Origin of the sequence: Actinokineospora xionganensis (assembly GCF_014323725.1) — a bacterium.
GTDB classification, from domain to species: Bacteria; Actinomycetota; Actinomycetes; order Mycobacteriales; family Pseudonocardiaceae; genus Actinokineospora; species Actinokineospora xionganensis.
The window spans coordinates 1-941 of the sequence record NZ_JABVED010000060.1 but is presented as its reverse complement, the minus strand read 5'-3'; the positions used below and the strand labels follow the sequence as shown (position 1 = coordinate 941).

1 protein-coding gene is annotated in these 941 nt (G+C 66.4%); it reads right to left on the bottom strand.

Going from position 1 to position 941, the window contains the following annotated elements:
- Nucleotides 1-9 precede the first annotated feature (9 nt).
- On the bottom strand, nucleotides 10-789 hold the full coding sequence (locus GPZ80_RS31885; RefSeq protein ID WP_187224813.1) for a transposase family protein: 780 nt from the start codon (nucleotides 787-789) through the stop codon (nucleotides 10-12).
- Between the last annotated feature and the right edge of the window lie 152 nt (nucleotides 790-941).

Here is a 941-nt window from a genome sequence, read left to right as displayed (position 1 = left end):
GAGCCCTTTTCATCCTGCGGTGGTCTCGTAGTTCTGTAGGACGTGGATGGCTTTGGCGATTCGGCTGGCTCGGCGTGGGCAGCAGCGGAGTTTGCGCAGGATGCGCCAGGTCTTGAGTTGGGCGTTGGCGCGTTCGCCGGGTCCGCGGAGTCGGGCGTGAGCGCGATTGGCGTCCTTCTGGGAGTCGGGCTTGTTCCTGCCCTTGTAAGGGGTGATCACGTGCTGTCCGGTGGGGTCGTAGCCGTGGTAGCCCTTGTCGGCCAGGGCGATCAGACCGGCGGCGCGCAGGGCGGCGAGGATGTTCCAGATCCGGGCCGCGGCGGTGTCATGGGTGCTACCGGGCAACTGCCCGGACACCCACAGGATCGTCCCGTCCGGGGACGCGACGACCTGCAGGTTCACCCCGTGGATCTTGTGCTTGCCGGAGTAGAACGGCCGGTCCGCGGCGACCCGGTCGACCGGGATCAGCGTGCCGTCGACCACGACGTAGGCCATGCCCGACCGTTTCGCTTTTCGCAGCGCCGCCCGCAGCTTCGGCGCCCGACGTGCGAGCAGTTCCACGGTCTCGTCGACATACCGCCAGCAGGTCGTCGTCGACACCCCGAACCCGGCACCGACCTCGGCGAACGGCTCACCCTTGCGCAGGTACACCAGCACCAGCAAGGCCTGCTCGCCCGGGTTGAGCTTGCGCCACACCGAGCCCAACTCCTTGCGGTGAGCGCGGATCAGCCCGGACACGAAGGTCAGGGTCCGGTGTGACAACGGCAGCGCGGCACGGTAATACAACATCTGAAGCCCCTGGAAAGCGGAACGATCTTGGTCGAAAGCTCTGCTACCAGGGGCTTCACCACGTCCGAGCGACGACACGCCGACGACCATCAACCCGTGATCAGCGACCAGCCTTGCCCGTCAACGCATCCAGCCCAGGATGAAAAGGGCTC